General features: G+C 31.3%; 1 pseudogene. It reads left to right on the forward strand.

Features of this window, described 5'->3' with window-relative positions:
• Positions 1-502 (forward strand): annotated as a pseudogene (locus RB298_RS00110) (hypothetical protein); the annotation flags it as partial.
• Positions 503-520: the final 18 nt, after the last annotated feature.

A 520-nucleotide genomic window follows, 5' to 3' on the forward strand; every position in this document is an offset into this window, starting at 1 on the left:
TACTTTAACAGAAAAAGAGTATGTAAAATCCTATAAAAAATTCAATTCAAGCAAGACGATCTATGAAGTTACGCTCATGAACAATATGCATGACATCATAGATGCAACAAAAACTTGGGAAGGAAGCAGTAACGTGTTAGACTCATTTGATGATAAACACTTTCATTCTTCTGAAGCACAAATAAAAAAAGATATGGGGCCTGCGATTAATCATATCAACACCGTATCTAAATATAAAATAGAGCTCATGCAAGACGAAATCCAAAAGCATCGCGACAGTTATACAAAGCTCCAGCTCGAACAATTAAAAAAAGCCACTCACAATTTTGATTTATCTTTAGATAACCAAATTAAATCTATTCAATCTTACAAACCTATAAGTGGAAATTATAGTATAAGTAGAGAATTTAACTATAAATCACATGACGAATATACAAACGCCTGTATTTACATTACAGATTTTGAATCTAATTTAGGAATTGCCAAAGCCGGTGAGTTTTAAAAAAGCCTCTCTAAAATT

The organism is Priestia sp. BR_2 (assembly GCF_041954005.1).
Classification (GTDB): domain Bacteria; phylum Bacillota; class Bacilli; order Paenibacillales; family Paenibacillaceae; genus Paenibacillus_AQ; species Paenibacillus_AQ lautus_A.